This is a genomic window from Methylobacterium goesingense (assembly GCF_022179225.1).
Taxonomy (GTDB): Bacteria; Pseudomonadota; Alphaproteobacteria; order Rhizobiales; family Beijerinckiaceae; genus Methylobacterium; species Methylobacterium goesingense.
The window spans coordinates 1-14,196 of record NZ_BPQL01000190.1 but is presented as its reverse complement, the minus strand read 5'-3'; the positions used below and the strand labels follow the sequence as shown (position 1 = coordinate 14,196).

Sequence of the window (14,196 nt, the reverse complement as noted above, 5' to 3'; positions counted from 1 at the left end):
GATGATGTTGGAGAGCCGCAGGATGAGCTCGCGCGGCTCTCCAACATCATCAAGCGCCGCAGCCCGGGCGGCGAAGGGCAGGCCGTCGGCCACGACACCGTGACCTTCGGGCCGTTCTCCTACCGGATCGACCGGGGCGAGTTACGCCGCGCGGACGAGACCATTCGCATCACCGAGCGCGAGCGCGAGATCCTCACCATCCTGGCGCAGGCCGGGGGCGGTAACGTCGAGCGCGAGGCCCTGGCCGGGGGCGGCGGGCTCGCGGCCGAGCGCAGCATCGACGTGCAGATCAACCGGCTCCGCCGCAAGACCGAGGTCGATCCGGCCAATCCCCTGTTCCTGCAGACGGTGCGGGGCGTCGGTTACCGCCTCGCGGTCGATTGAGCCCATGGCCGCCACCGGCCTGATCGGGCGCACCGCCACATGGCTCGCCGCCCTCCCCCGCCGCCCCCGCATCTGGCGCCGGGTGGCCCGGGCCATCGGCGACGTGCTGCCGAAGGGCCTCTATGCCCGCTCGCTGATCATCATCATCGCGCCGGTGGTGCTGCTCCAGTCGGTGATCGCCTACACGTTCATGGAGCGTCACTGGCAGCTCGTGACCCGCCGCCTCTCCGCCGCCGTCACGGCCGACGTGGCCGCGCTGATCGATATCTACGAGAGCTATCCGCAGGACAAGGATTCCGAGACCCTGACCCGGATCGCCAACGACCGGCTCAACCTCGACGTCGACATCCTGAAGGGCGCCAAGCTCCCGCCCGCGGGCCCGCGCCCGTTCTTCTCGATCCTCGACGAGGCGCTCTCCGACGAGATCCGCCGCCAGATCCGCCGGCCCTACTGGATCGATACGGTGGGCCGCTCCAGCCTGATCGAGATCCGGGTCTCGATCCCCGACGGGGTCATGCGCGTCACGGCGCGCCGCAGCATGGCCTATGCCTCGAACTCGCACATCTTCCTGCTCTGGATGAGCGGCTCCTCCCTGGTGCTCCTCGGCGTCGCGATCCTGTTCCTGCGCAACCAGATCAAGCCGATCCTGCGCCTCGCCGCGGTGGCCGAGAGCTTCGGCAAGGGCCGCGAGATCGAATTCCGGCCCCGCGGCGCCCGCGAGGTCCGACAGGCGGGCCACGCCTTCATCGAGATGAAGCGACGCATCGAGCGGGCGATGGAACAGCGCACGACGATGCTCAACGGGGTCAGCCACGACCTGCGCACCATCATCACGCGCTTCAAGCTCTCCCTCGCCCTCGTGGAGCAGACGCCGGAGGTCGAGGACCTGCAACGCGACGTCGACGAGATGAGCCGGATGCTGGAGGCCTACCTCGCCTTCGCGCGGGGCGATTCCGGCGAGGTGGCGGTGCCCACCGACATGCGGGCGCTGCTGGAGGACCTGCGCACCGACGTGGAGCGCCTCGGCGCCCATGTGGAGGCGGTGGAGATGGAGGATCATCCCCAGGGACCCTCGCCCTACGTCACCCTGCGGCCGGACGCGATCCGCCGCTGCCTGTTCAACCTCGCGGCGAACGCCGCCCGCTACGGGGAGACCGTCGCCATCACGGGCCGGCGCGAGGCGCGCTCCTTCCTGGTCTCCATCGACGACGACGGGCCGGGCATCCCCCTCGACCAGCGCGAGGAGGTGTTCAAGCCATTCGTGCGCCTCGACGACGCGCGCCAGGATGCCGGCGGCTCCGGCCTCGGCCTGTCCATCGCCCGCGACATCGCCCGGGCGCATGGCGGCGATGTGGGCCTGCACGACAGTCCCCTCGGTGGCTTGCGGGCCACGGTTCGGATCCCCGCCTGATCAGAGAGCGATCCGGTGACGGATACGGGATGTTTGACCGCATCCGAGCTTGACCGCACACGCTTGGCGGGCGCCGTACCGCGATGCTATGAGGGGCGCAGTGAACGCCATAGGGGCCGGTGCGCCGGGTCCCGAAGAGGTTGAGCCCCATGAACAGCCCGCTGACCCCGCTCCTGATCCTCCTGCTCCTGCCGATCGCCGCCATCGGCGCGGTGCTCTACACCGATGCGGGCATCGAGCCGGCGCTGTTCTACGCCACCGTGAAGACCTTCGTGGTGCTCTTCATCGTGGCCGGCGGCCTCTGCTTCGCCGCGAGCCGTCTGGCCGAGCGCAGCGAGGGCTGATCGCTCCGGCGATTCCAACCGTCCCGACGACGAAGGCCCGGACCGCGAGGTCCGGGCCTTCGTCGTTTCGGATGCCCGTCGCCGACTTATCCCAAGTCTCAGGGAGCCTGACCCATGGGGCGGCTTCCCTGAGAGTCCGGCGGACGACCGCCTTCGCGCGGGCGGACCTCGATGAGTCAGGCTCATCAAGGTCCCGTGTTACTCGGCGGCGATGCGCGGCGGCAGGATCGATTTCGGGTCGTTGGCGGAATGCGGCTGCGGCAGCGCGAATTCGCCCTCGGTGGGCTCGTCCACCGCGCCGACGAAGCGGCCGAACAGGCGCACGAACAGGCCCGAGAGATCGTCCACCAGGACGAAGATCGCCGGCACGAAGATCAGTGACAGGCCGGTGGAGACGATGAGGCCGCCGATCACCGCCACCGCCATCGGCGCGCGGAACTCGCCGCCGATGCCGAGCGCCATGGCGGAGGGCACCATGCCGGCCGCCATCGCGATGGTGGTCATCACGATGGGCCGGGCGCGCTTGCGGCCCGCATCCACGATCGCGGTGGCGCGGTCGACGCCGCGGGCCATCTCCTCGACGGCGAAATCGACCAGCATGATGGCGTTCTTCGTCACCACGCCCATCAGCATCAGGATGCCGATCACCACCGGCATCGAGATCGGCATGTGGAAGATGAGCAGGCCCAGGATCGCGCCGCCGATGGAGAGCGGCAGCGAGAACAGGATGGTCAGCGGCTGCAGGAAGTTGCCGAACAGCAGCACCAGCACGCCGAACACCATCATGAGGCCGGCGCCCATGGCGAGCGCGAAGCCCTCGAAGACTTCGCCCATCACCTCGGCGTCGCCGGTCTGCCGGATGGTGACGCCCGGCGGCAGGTCCTTGGCGGCGGGGAGGGCCAGGATCGCGTCGATGAGCGAGCCGAGCGCGTCGGAGCCCTCCATGTCGGCCTCGAGGGCCACCCGGATGGCGCGGTCGTAGCGGTCGATGGCGGTGGGGCCGCGCCCGAGGCTGAGGTCGGCCACGGTGGAGAGCGGCACCGCGCCCCCGCCCTTGACCGGGACCTTGAGGGTCTCGAGCTGGTCGAGGTCGCCGCGCAGGCGCTCGGGCAGCTGCACCCGGATCGGCACCTGCCGGTCGATCGTGTTGAACTTGGCGAGATTCGCACCGATGTCGCCGATGGTGCCGACCCGCACGGTCTCGGCGATGAGGTCGGTGGAGACGCCGAGCTCGGCGGCGATGCCGGCCTTCGGGCGGATGCGGATCTCGGTGCGGTCGAGGGGCGCGGTCGAGAGCACGTTGACGAGGTGCGGCACTTGCCCCGCCTCGCGCTGGAGCCGCGCCGCCGTGTCGGCCACCACCGCCTTGTCGGGGCCCGACACGATCAGGGTGACGTCGCGCTGACCGCCCTCGCGCAGGGCCCAGAAGCGGATGTCCGGCACGTCGTGCAGGATCGCCCGGATGGCGATGTCGACCTGCTTCTGGGTGCGGTGGCGGGTGTTCTTCGGGGTGAGATTGATGGTGAAGGTGGCGAGCCGGACCTCCTTCTTGGCCGGCAGCTGACGGCCGCCGTCGACAAAGACGCTGCGCACCTCCGGCAGGGCGCGGATGCGGTCCACCAAGCCGTCGCTGACCCGCGTGGTGTCGGAGAGGCGCGCGCCCGGCGGCAGCTCCACCACGAAGATGGTGCGGGCGGCGTCCTCCGCCGGCAGGAAGCCCGCCGGCAACAGGCGGGTGGACATGATCGACCCGGCGAAGCAGGCGAGTCCGAGTACGAGGGTGATGAACTTGTGGCGCACCGACCACGCGACCACGCGGGTGTAGCCCCGCATCACCGGCCCCTCGCGGGTGTGGTCGGGGCCGTGGTCGCGCAGGAAGTAGGCGGCGAGCAGCGGCGTGATCAGGCGCGCCACCAGCAGCGACATGAACACGGCCGCCGCGATGGTGAGGCCGAACTGCTTGAAGTACTGGCCCGCGATACCGCTCATGAACGAGACGGGGGCGAAGATCGCGATGATCGTCGCCGTGATGGCGATGACCGCGAGCCCGATCTCGTCGGCGGCCTCCAGGGCGGCGCGGTAGGGGGATTTCCCCATCCGCATGTGCCGGACGATGTTCTCGATCTCCACGATGGCGTCGTCGACGAGGATGCCCGTCACCAGGGTGATGGCCAGCAGGCTGACGGCGTTCAGCGAGAAGCCGAGGCTGCTCATGACCCAGAAGGTCGGCAACACCGAGAGCGGCAGGGCTATGGAGGCGATGAGCGTCGCGCGCCAGTCGCGCAGGAACAGGAACACCACGATGACGGCCAGCGCCGCCCCCTCCACGAGGCTCAGCATCGCCGAATGGTAGTTGCCCACCGTGTTGATGACGGAGGTGTCGATCAGGTCGAAGCGCACGCCCGGGTGCCGGATCCCGAGCTCGGCGATGCGCTTGGCGACCCCGGTGGCGACCTCTGCGTCGCTGGCGCCGGTGGAGCGCGAGATCGCGAAGGCGACGACGGGCTCGCCGTTGAAGCGCGCGAAGGTGCGCGGCTCCTCCGAGCCGTCCACCAGGGTGGCGAGCTCGTCGAGGCGGACCTTGCGTCCGCCCGGCACGATGATGGAGGTCTCGGCCAGGGTGTCGAGGCTGGCAGCCCCGGCGAGCGTCCGGATGGACTGCTCCTGCCCGCCGAGCTCGCCGCGCCCACCCGCCATGTCGGCGGCGGTGAGGCGGAGCTGCCGGTTCACGTCGGCCGCCGTGATGCCGAGAGCCAGCAGCCGGTCCGGCTTCAGGGTCACGCGGACCTCGCGGGCGACACCGCCGAGGCGCTCGACGCCGCCGACGCCCTTCACGCTCTGCACCTGCCGGGCGATGACGTCGTCGATGAGCCAGGACAGGTCCTCCGGCGTCATCGCGGGCGCCGAGGCCCCGTAGATCATGATCGGCAGGCCCGCGATCTCGACGCGGTTGATGATCGGCTCCTCGATGGTGCGGGGCAGGTTCACCCGCACCTTCGAGATGGCATCCTTGACGTCGTTGACCGCCCGGTCGCTGTTCACCTCCAGGCGGAACTCGATGGTGGTGCTGGAGACGCCCTCCGAGATCGTCGAGATGACGTGCTTGACGCCCTTCACCCCCGCCACCGCATCCTCGATCACCTTCGTGACCTGGGTCTGCAGTTCCGAGGGCGCGGCGCCCGACTGCAGCACCTGGACCGAGACGATCGGGATGTCGATGTTGGGAAAGCGGGTGATCGGCAGCGCCCGGAAGCTGACGAGCCCGAGGACCACCAGGACCAGGAACAGTACGATCGAGGGGATCGGTTTGCGGATCGCCCAGGCGGAGATGTTCAGGCGCATGGTTTCGTCCGATCAGCGAGCGGCGGCATCGGCCGCCTTGGCGGGCGTCGGCGCCACGGGGGACGGAACCACGGCCCGAACCCGGTCGCCGTCACGCAGGAAGCTGCTGGCCCGGGCCACCACCGATTCTCCGGCCTTCAACCCCGAGCGGATCTCCATGGCGCCCTCCGCCGAGAGGCCCGGCTCCACCGTGCGGGCCTCGACCCGCGCGTCGGCGACCACGAAGACGCTGGCCCCGCCATCCGCCCCGTAGAGCAGGGCCGAGAGGGGAACGGCCACGCTGGTGCGCCGGGCGACCTCGACCTTGCCCCGCGCGAAGGCGCCGATGCGCAGGGTCGGATCGGGATCGAGGCTGATGCGGACCCGGCCGAGGCGGGTCGCGCGGTCGATCTCCGGGTCGATCCGGCGGACCCGGCCCAGGAGGGTGCGCCCACCGTCCCAGTCGAGGCGGGCCGGATCACCCACATGCAGGCGCGGCATCCAGGTCTCGGGGACCTCGCCCTCGAGTTCGATCTCGCCGCGGGCGATCAGGCGGAACATCGGCTCGCCGGCGGCCGTGGCGGTGGCGCCGATCCGGGCGGTCCGCCGGCTCACGATCCCGGCTTCCGGAGCCCGGATCTCGGCGCGGGTGCGGCGCAGTGCGATCTCGGCCCCCTGCGCCCGCGCCGCGGCGAGATCGGCTTCCGCCAATTGCAGGCCGCCCCGGGCGGCACCGAGGCGCCCCTCGTTGCCCTGCGCGGTGGAGATGCGCTGCTCCAGGGTCACCGCGGTGGCGTTACCGGTGCGGATGAGGCTGCGGGTGCGCTCCAGGGCGAGGTTCGCCTCCACCTGGGCGGCCTCGGCCTGTACGATCTGACTGCGGGCCTGGAGGATCGCCGCTTCCGCCTTGGCGATAGCTGCGGCGTTGGCCGCCTCCTGCGTGAGGACCATCTCCAGGGAGAGCCGGGCCAGGGGCTGGCCGCGCGCGACCTGCGCGCCCTCCTCCACCAGGAGTTCGGTGATGCGCAGGCCCTCGACCTCCGGCGCCACCAGGATTTCGTCTCGCGGCACCAGCGTTCCCGTGACGACTGCCCGCTCGACCACCTCGCGCGGGGCGGCCAGCGCCACGGTCACGGCGGGGGCGACCGCGGCCGGATCGGGCACCGCCGGACCCTCCGCCGCCCGAGCCCCGGCCATGCCGAGCCCGGAGAGAGCCGCCAGGAGGGCCAGGGCGCCGGCGTGAAGCGTGAAATGGCGGCACATGGCGGACGGGTCTCGAAGCAGGCGTCGACGGAACCCCGTCGATGGAAGCCCAAGGCCTCTACGAAGAGGCCGGCGTTTTCAAGGCCTCGGGCTCCCGTTCGCGGTTCCGAGCCGCAGGGAGCGATCGCGCCTGTTCGGGGCGCCGGGCATGCAACCTTCGCCGCTCGGACACGTTTTCGTGGCAATCATCATTGTTAGCCCGAGGCAACGGATCATGAGCATCTTCGAGATTCGCCAGAAGTCCAACGGTGCGATTCTGTGGACCGGCAGCGCTTGCGACGCGACGTCGGCCCTCGATGCCATGGCGCGGGAAGCCGGTTACGTGGATTTCGCGTCGCTTCCCGAGGATATTCGCGCTGCCGATCCGGTTGCCCGCCCCATCGACTGAAAACAGCCCCGAACCTCGGTCTCACCTTCGCGGGCCACCACGCGAAGAATCCTGAAAAAACACCCTCGCTTCCCTACGGAGGCAAGGGTGTTTTCGTTTCCGAGCGCTTCGATGCGGCGCTCCGCGCGCGATCTTCGTCAGGCGGCAACGGAATCCCGCAGCGAGAGGTAGGTCGGATCGAACTCTCCGAGGATCTGCAAATGGGCGAGGTTGCGGATCATCAGGCTGCGGGAGCGAAACTCGATGAGGCCCTGGCGCCGCAGCTCCTGGAGGGTGCGGTTGACGTGCACGGTCGACAACCCGGTGGTCTCGGCAAGGTCGAGCTGTGATATCGGCAATTCGTAGCAGTCGCCCTGCGCCAGACCGACGGCGCGAAAGCGCGTCAGCATCTCGCAGAACAGGTGTGCCATGCGCTGGATGGCGCTGCGGGAGCCGATGTTCAGCAGCCATTCCCGCAGCGTCGCATCATCCACGAGCGTTCCGCGGCGCATGGTCTGGACGAGGTTTCCGGCTTCCCCCGCTAGCCTCTGGATGCTGGGGAAGTCGAGATGCGCCACCCGGCAGGTCGAGATCGTCGAGATCGTGTGGTCCATGCGCGGACGCAGCGCGAGGTCGAGGTCGCAGAAGTCGCCGGGGATCAGGTAGGCGGTAATCTGCCGGGCGCCGCCCCGCCGGAGCTTGCTTCGGCAAGCGATGCCGTCGAGGATGATAAAAATTCCGTTCGGGGTCTCGCCTTCCCGGATCAGGTCGGTTCGCGCGGCCACCGAGGACGCCGTGCCGGCGATCCGCTCGAGTGCAGCGTGCCCCGCCTCCTCCAGGGTGGCGAACTGCTCGAGCCGTCGGATCAACGCACCGGCGCTGCCGCGCGCCGATTGGTCCGGGCGCAGGAATGAGGCCTGCAACGTGCGCCGGTCCGGGATCATGGCTTAAGGTCCGACAGAGAGACTCCCCATACGGCGCGTATGCAAGCGGCGCTTATGACTGCGCTATGCGGGTAAGAACCTGGCATGCCCCCTCGGCCCCTGAAACTCCGGCAGCGATTGCTTCGTAGAGAGCCGTGGCAGTAACCCGCCTGGATGACAGGCAGGAGAGACCCGCCTTCGTCGTACGAATCAGCAAACCTCAAAATGCTATCGGAACAGCCGGTGTTCTGCCCCGCAAGTCAGATGGTGCATGCTATATATAATTCCGTTTTACGGGAGATGAACATCATAGTCTGACTTTGGCGTGGTGCCCGACACTACGGAAGTGTCGACTACCCGACATAACTCGCCGTAGGGTTGCCTTTGTGCGTCATCGTACGGATAGTTCAACCAGATTTGTATATATTCCTGAGAACGGGTCGAGGAGAGATTTTATGTGCTCTCGATCGAGGGGGCGGGGCCGTGTCGCTGATAGAGCAGTCTGCCGTCCGCAACCGCTTGCTCAAACGTCTCTCCCCGGGTGATTTCGCGCTGCTTCAACCGCACCTGCGGCCGATGGCGACGGAGATGCGCCAGCGCTTGATTCAACCGTACATGTCGATCCGGGACCTGTTTTTTCCCGAGACCGGGTACGCTTCGATCACCACGGCGGGCGTGGGCAAGATCGAGGTGGGCATCATCGGACCCGAGGGCGTCGTGGGTGCGACGCCGGTGCTGCTCGGCAGCGACCGCACGCCCTACGATCACTTCGTGCAGAACGCGGGCGAGATGCTCGCCATCGGCGCGCCGGAGATCCTGGCGGCCACCGAGATCAGCCCGGCCCTGCGTCGTCTGCTGCTCCGTTTCGTCCAGACCCTACTGATCCAGACCGCGCAGACGGCTTTTGCGAACGCGAGCTACAACATCGAGGTGCGGCTGACCCGTTGGCTGCTCATGTGCCACGACCGGGTGATCGGCGACGACATCGCGGTCACCCACGATTTCCTGTCGTACATGTTGGGCGTTCAGCGCACGACGGTGACGCTGGCGTTGCAGCTCTTGGAAGGCAACCTGCTGATCCGGGCGCGTCGGGGCCGGATCGTCGTGCTGGACCGTGCCGGGTTGCTGGCCGTGGCGGGAGACAGCTACGGCGTCCCCGAGGCCGAGTACGCCCGGCTGATCGAAGAGGCCTGAGGCGGCCACCCGGCCTCCGGCCCCGGAGGATCGAGGGCGCGGCATCGCGCTCGGATCGCCGTGCGGGTTCGCATCGGCGCGTCGGCATGCGGATGAACCCGATGCGATCCGCGCGGTTGACCTCCTGCGCATCAGGCGTTCCTCCCGAAACTCGGCCCGCCCGGCTCACCGCCGTGGTGGCCTCTTTCGGTCTTGTTTCATGATCTGCGCGCAGTGAAGACTTGCCATTTTCTGTGAAAAATCTGGCGTTCGTACGCTTTCGCGCGGTGCTGGACCTTATTCTTTTCGCTTAACCTGTGTTGGTGCAGGCACCGAAAAGGTTCCGCACAACTCGAAGACACTGAAGGGAGTCGGCTTCACCGCTTCCGGTCGCCTTGAGAAGATACTGGATGACATCGCAATCAGGATCTGATGCCCCGTCCCCAGCCCTGAACGCCCAGGCGCCGCTGCTCGCGCCCTCGATCCAACGCTCCCTCGGCCAGCACCTGCGCGCGGCCTACGCTTCCCTGGAGGACGCACAGCCCGACCGCTTCGCCGTCCTGATCGCCCGCCTGGAGGCGGTGCTGGCAGCCCGGGGCGAGACCCTCACGGCGGAGGTCCGCCAGGGCCTGCAGGACCACGCGCCGGGCCTGCGCAAGTACGCCCTGTCCCTGACCCGCGACGCCGCCCGCGCCGACGACCTCGTGCAGGACACGATGCTGCGGGCCTGGATGTACCGCGAGAGCTTCACGCCCGGCACCAACGTCTGCGGCTGGCTCACCGTCATCATGCGCAACACGTTCTACTCGGGCCAGCGCAAGCGCGTGCACGAGGTCGAGGACAGCGACGGAAGCTACGCCGCGCAACTGGTGACCCTGCCGGCGCAGGGCGCGGTGCTCGACCTGGAAGACGTGAACGCGGCCATCGGCCGGTTGTCGGACACCCTGCGCCAGGCCCTCACCCTCGTGGCCATCGACAACATGACCTACGACGAGGCGGCGACCGTCATGGGCTGCAAGATCGGCACGGTGAAGAGCCGGGTCTGGCGGGCCCGCGAGAGCCTGGCCGCCCTCGTCGGCTACTCGGCCGACGAGATCGGGCCCGACCGCCTCGCGAACGCCGTCCTCGGGGAAGCGCGCCCGCAGGCGCGGGCCTGAGCTGGGCCCGGATCTGAACGGACGCCCTTCTAGAGCAGCGTCCCGCGCAGGATCAGCATCGCCACCGAGAAGTAGATGACGAGCCCCGTGACGTCGACGAGGGTCGCCACGAAGGGGGCCGAGGCGGTGGCGGGGTCGAAGCCGAGGCGCTGCAGCAGGAACGGCAGCATCGAGCCGGTGAGCGAGCCGAAGGTGACGATGCCTATCAGCGCGGCCCCGACGGTGGCCGCCACCAGGGGCCAGTGCACGCCGTAATCGTAGAGTCCGGTCTTCTGCCAGACCACGATGCGCACGATGCCGATCGTGCCCAGAATCGTGCCGAGCACCAGGCCGGTAGGGAGTTCCCGCAGGGCCACCCGCCACCAGTCGCGCAGGCGCACCTCGTGCAGCGCCAGGGCGCGGATGAGGAGCGAGGTGGCCTGGCTGCCGGAATTGCCGCCGGAACTCATGATGAGCGGGATGAACAGGGTCAGCACGATGGCCTTCTCGAGTTCGCCCTCGAAGCCCTGCATGGCGGTCGCGGTCATCATCTCGCCGAGGAACAGGGCGCAGAGCCAGCCCGCCCGCTTGCGGATCATCGTTCCAAAGCGGATGTCCATGTAGGGCTCGGGCAACGCCTCCATGCCGCCGAAGCGCTGCACGTCCTGCGTCTGCTTCTCGACCATGGCGTCGATCATGTCATCCACGGTGACGATGCCGATGAGGTGGCCGACCGCATCGATGACCGGGAGCGCCAGGAGGTCGTATTTCGAGATCAGGCGGGCCGCCTCCTCGCGGCTCGCGGTGGGCGAGACCGCGAGCGGGCGCCGGTTCGGCGCGACCGAGAGCACATTGTCCTCCGGCTGGCCCGTGATCAGCCGGCGCAGGGGCACCGCCTTGGTCAGCGCACGGGTGCGCGGGTCGAGAACGAAGATCGCGTAGATGGTCTCCCGCGTCTTCTCCACCTGCCGGACGTGGTCGAGGGTCTGGCGGACCGTCCAGTTGCCCGGCACGGCGACGAACTCCGTCGTCATCAGCGAGCCCACGGTCTCCTCGCCGTAGGTGCTGAGCCGGTCGACGGCGCCCCGCGTCTCCGCGTCGAGGCGGGCGCGCAGGTCCGAGCGCCCCGGCTCCTCGATCTCGCGGAAGATGTCGGTGATCCGGTCGGCCGACATGCCCGACAGGAATGAGGCGACCCGGTCGCGCGGCAGCATCTCGATGATGTCGGCGGCGCTATCGAGTTCGGGCTGATCGAGAACCTCGATCGCCCGCTCCTGGGACAGCCCGAGCAGGATCGCGGCGGCGACCTCGGGGGCCTCTTCGTTCAGGGCCTCGACGATGTCGGGCGCACGCTCGTCCGACAGGCGCGCGGCGAGCACCGCCGGATCGATGCCGGAGGGGAAGGGGGCGATCTCGTTCATGGGCTCACCTCGGCTTGGTGGCGCGATCTTGGCCGCGCCTCACCGGAGCGGGCCGGGTCCGTGCCGGCCGCCGCGCGGGGGCCCGGGGGACCTTCAGCGTCGGGAGACGGGAGCGGATGCGGCCGCGCAGGGCGCGGGCGATCGGTCTGGCGATCGGTCTGGACTGTCGCTGGGCATGGGGTTCGTCGATGGGGAGCCGGGACGCGCACCGGCCCGTGAATCACGGGCGGTGGCGCTCGGCGGCGCGTGAGTGCGCCTCGTCGCCCGCCTGCGTCAAGCCCGAAACGAGGGCCCGAACGACGCGGTGCGGCTGCGTTGCTCAAATGCGTTGGCGTCTGCGATCGCGGCCTGTGTGGGAGCGAAGGTGATCGCCGCGATCGGCCGCGTTCCCGGCAGGGCCGAGGCTGGTCTGTGCCGTCGCTGTGGTTGCGGCCGACGCGGCGGCGACCGAGACCGGCGGGTCGTCGCAGGCGCCGATCAGACGGTCTCGTCCAGCCGTCTTCGCGCTGTAGAGGCGAAGGTCCGCGGCGCGCAGCGCTCCCGCGAAGTCCGTGTCCGGCGTCACCGGAACGATGCCCGCGCTGGCCGTGACGGACCGGTCCACGTCCGGGACGTCGCGGGCGACCCGCTCAGGAATCAGGCTGCGCAGGATCTCGGCCTCCGCCGCAGCCCGGTCTCCGTAGAACAGCAGAGCGAATTCCTCGCCGCCGATCCGCGCCGCGAAAGCCTTGCCCGATGCGAGCGCGGCGGCGGCGGCGGTGAGCACCGCGTCGCCGCGCTCGTGGCCGAAGCGGTCGTTGATCTGCTTGAAATGGTCGATGTCGAGGATGGCGAAGGCCTTCGGACGATGCTGGACGAACTGTGCCTCGAGGCCGCGCCGATTGTAGAGGCCGGTCAGCGGGTCGGTGCGCGCCATCCTGTCGAGCACCGTGGCGAGGGTCCGCGCCTCGTCATGCTCGCGTTTCAGCCGCATGAAGCGATCACCGGCCTCGACGGTCGAGAGGAGCATCTCGATCGCCAGGGCGGTGAAGAGCGCATAGAGGAACAGACCGAACGGGCGTCCCAGCACGATGTCGTGGAAGAGGCTGATGCCGCACACCGCGAGCACGCCCGTCCAGGCTGCCGCCTGGAGACAGGCCGTGCGGCTGCCCCGGCGGATCGCCTGCGCCAACGCCGCGCAGAGGAGCGCGAGGATGCCGAGCAGGACAGCGTTCCGGTAGGCCATGTAGAGCGGCGGACAGGCGCTCCAGAGCATGGCCGGTGTCGTCGTCGCGACCATCACGGGCTGCCAGCGCAGCATCCGGTGAAGCGTGGCACCGGTCATCGCGGGCCCCAGGAGGGCGCCCAGGAACAGGCCGATCATCGCGATCGATCCGTCGAACAGCAGGTTGATCAGGATCTGCCGCGCCGTGCCGTCGCCGCGCAACCACGGGCCGAGGGGCAACGACGACAGGCTGACGGTCAAGCCGACGAGCAGGATCACGCGCGCGGCCTGCCAGAGGAGGAGGCGCTCGCGCAGGATCGCGAAGAAGACGAGGTTGTAGGCCCCCGTCAGCAGCAGGAACCCCAGGAAGGCCCCCGTCAGTACGCCGGGCCAGTCCAGAGACGTCCCTGCAGCGAAGCTGGATTGCGCGCTTGCCGGGGAACTGCCGAGGAGAAGGAGGCCGGCGACGCCCGACATCCCGATCGCTCGACGCAAGCGTGTGTCTTTGCCGGAATTTTTTTGCACGTTCCGGTTCATGGTCCGACAGGTGCCCCGGCTGTCCGCCGGGGCTTTGGAGTTTTGCCGGGATTGCGATCTCGACCGATCGCGGACCCGGGTTGCGCATCCTGTCACTGCCTTCGCCTCGCGTGATGTGACGCAACGGGGAATGCGCCGCCAACGTGCCAGCGGAGGTTGTACGCCGCATGGATTCGTCTGAGGAGTCACGCTTGGCCGCGTCCGCGCGGCGCGCCTTTCCGACGCACGCTCGGCGACGTCGGCCTGCCGCCACCGCCAGCGGCTCGGTGTATCCTGCCGAGGCCACGCGGGGATGGGCCGGTGCGCGCCTTCCGATTCCGGGGTAGTGGCACCATATGTCTGATTGCCGGACGTTTTTCGCGGACGCAGCGCGGATCGGACCGGCGTGGCGCACGATCTTATGAGAAATATAAGTGTAGTGCCCACTTGTATTGCGCCCAACATAACGGCATATCAGGGGCGTCGAACACGAAGGAGTTCCCTCATGAAGTGGTCCGCCCCCGTCGTCCAGGAAGTCTGCGTCGGCATGGAAGTCACCAGCTACGAGTCGGCCGAGATCGATCCCTTCAACTAAGGGCACTGCCCTCGGCTGAATCTGCCCGATCCACGTGGATCAGGCTTTAACCCACCAAAACTGGAGAAACGTCATGAAGTGGTCCGCCCCCATCGTCCAGGAAATCTGCGTCGGCATGGAAGTCACCAGCTACGAGTC

General features: G+C 68.8%; 13 protein-coding genes. 8 read left to right on the top strand and 5 right to left on the bottom strand.

All coding sequences use genetic code 11. From position 1 onward, the window contains the following. From MFF30_RS24210 to MFF30_RS24200, 3 genes are all read left to right on the top strand, one after another. On the top strand, window positions 1-384 hold a 384-nt coding region (locus MFF30_RS24210; RefSeq protein ID WP_238282724.1), incomplete at its 5' end, for a winged helix-turn-helix domain-containing protein. Window positions 385-388: 4 nt separating this feature from the next. Continuing rightward, window positions 389-1,795, top strand: a complete 1,407-nt coding sequence (locus MFF30_RS24205; protein ID WP_238282722.1) for a sensor histidine kinase — start codon at window positions 389-391, stop codon at window positions 1,793-1,795. Between the two features lie 149 nt (window positions 1,796-1,944). Continuing rightward, a complete protein-coding gene (locus tag MFF30_RS24200; protein ID WP_238282721.1) occupies window positions 1,945-2,139 on the top strand; it encodes a hypothetical protein in 195 nt (64 codons plus the stop codon). A gap of 198 nt (window positions 2,140-2,337) precedes the next feature. On the opposite strand, the gene MFF30_RS24195 is transcribed toward MFF30_RS24200, so the two are convergent. Together MFF30_RS24195 and MFF30_RS24190 are read right to left on the bottom strand one after the other, a co-directional pair. Further along, complete coding sequence (locus tag MFF30_RS24195; protein ID WP_238282719.1) at window positions 2,338-5,481, bottom strand: efflux RND transporter permease subunit; 3,144 nt, start codon at window positions 5,479-5,481, stop codon at window positions 2,338-2,340. A 12-nt stretch (window positions 5,482-5,493) separates the two neighbouring features. Further along, entirely contained in the window at window positions 5,494-6,723 is a 1,230-nt protein-coding gene (locus MFF30_RS24190; protein ID WP_373321001.1) for an efflux RND transporter periplasmic adaptor subunit, read from the bottom strand. 214 nt (window positions 6,724-6,937) lie between these two features. On the opposite strand from MFF30_RS24190, the gene MFF30_RS24185 reads away from it, so the two are divergent. Then, window positions 6,938-7,111, top strand: a complete 174-nt coding sequence (locus MFF30_RS24185) for a hypothetical protein (RefSeq protein ID WP_238282717.1) — start codon at window positions 6,938-6,940, stop codon at window positions 7,109-7,111. 137 nt (window positions 7,112-7,248) lie between these two features. On the opposite strand, the gene MFF30_RS24180 is transcribed toward MFF30_RS24185, so the two are convergent. Continuing rightward, window positions 7,249-8,013: a Crp/Fnr family transcriptional regulator gene (locus MFF30_RS24180; RefSeq protein WP_238282716.1), complete on the bottom strand. Its 765-nt coding sequence runs from the start codon at window positions 8,011-8,013 to the stop codon at window positions 7,249-7,251. Window positions 8,014-8,496: 483 nt separating this feature from the next. On the opposite strand from MFF30_RS24180, the gene MFF30_RS24175 reads away from it, so the two are divergent. Together MFF30_RS24175 and MFF30_RS24170 are read left to right on the top strand one after the other, a co-directional pair. Continuing rightward, a complete protein-coding gene (locus tag MFF30_RS24175; RefSeq protein WP_238282715.1) occupies window positions 8,497-9,207 on the top strand; it encodes a Crp/Fnr family transcriptional regulator in 711 nt (236 codons plus the stop codon). A gap of 389 nt (window positions 9,208-9,596) precedes the next feature. Next, window positions 9,597-10,343 (top strand): sigma-70 family RNA polymerase sigma factor, encoded by a 747-nt coding sequence (locus MFF30_RS24170; protein ID WP_238282714.1) that lies wholly within the window; start codon window positions 9,597-9,599, stop codon window positions 10,341-10,343. Window positions 10,344-10,372: 29 nt separating this feature from the next. On the opposite strand, the gene mgtE is transcribed toward MFF30_RS24170, so the two are convergent. Continuing rightward, window positions 10,373-11,743: a magnesium transporter gene (gene mgtE / locus MFF30_RS24165; protein ID WP_238282713.1), complete on the bottom strand. Its 1,371-nt coding sequence runs from the start codon at window positions 11,741-11,743 to the stop codon at window positions 10,373-10,375. A gap of 319 nt (window positions 11,744-12,062) precedes the next feature. Continuing rightward, window positions 12,063-13,442: a GGDEF domain-containing protein gene (locus tag MFF30_RS24160; protein ID WP_238282712.1), complete on the bottom strand. Its 1,380-nt coding sequence runs from the start codon at window positions 13,440-13,442 to the stop codon at window positions 12,063-12,065. 526 nt (window positions 13,443-13,968) lie between these two features. Here MFF30_RS24160 and pqqA (MFF30_RS24155) point away from each other — a divergent pair. Together pqqA (MFF30_RS24155) and pqqA (MFF30_RS26300) are read left to right on the top strand one after the other, a co-directional pair. Beyond that, window positions 13,969-14,058, top strand: coding sequence for a pyrroloquinoline quinone precursor peptide PqqA (gene pqqA, locus MFF30_RS24155; RefSeq protein WP_019902976.1), 90 nt, complete (start codon window positions 13,969-13,971; stop codon window positions 14,056-14,058). A gap of 73 nt (window positions 14,059-14,131) precedes the next feature. Further along, window positions 14,132-14,196, top strand: a 65-nt coding sequence (pqqA, locus tag MFF30_RS26300; RefSeq protein WP_373321003.1) for a pyrroloquinoline quinone precursor peptide PqqA, incomplete at its 3' end; no start/stop codon positions are given.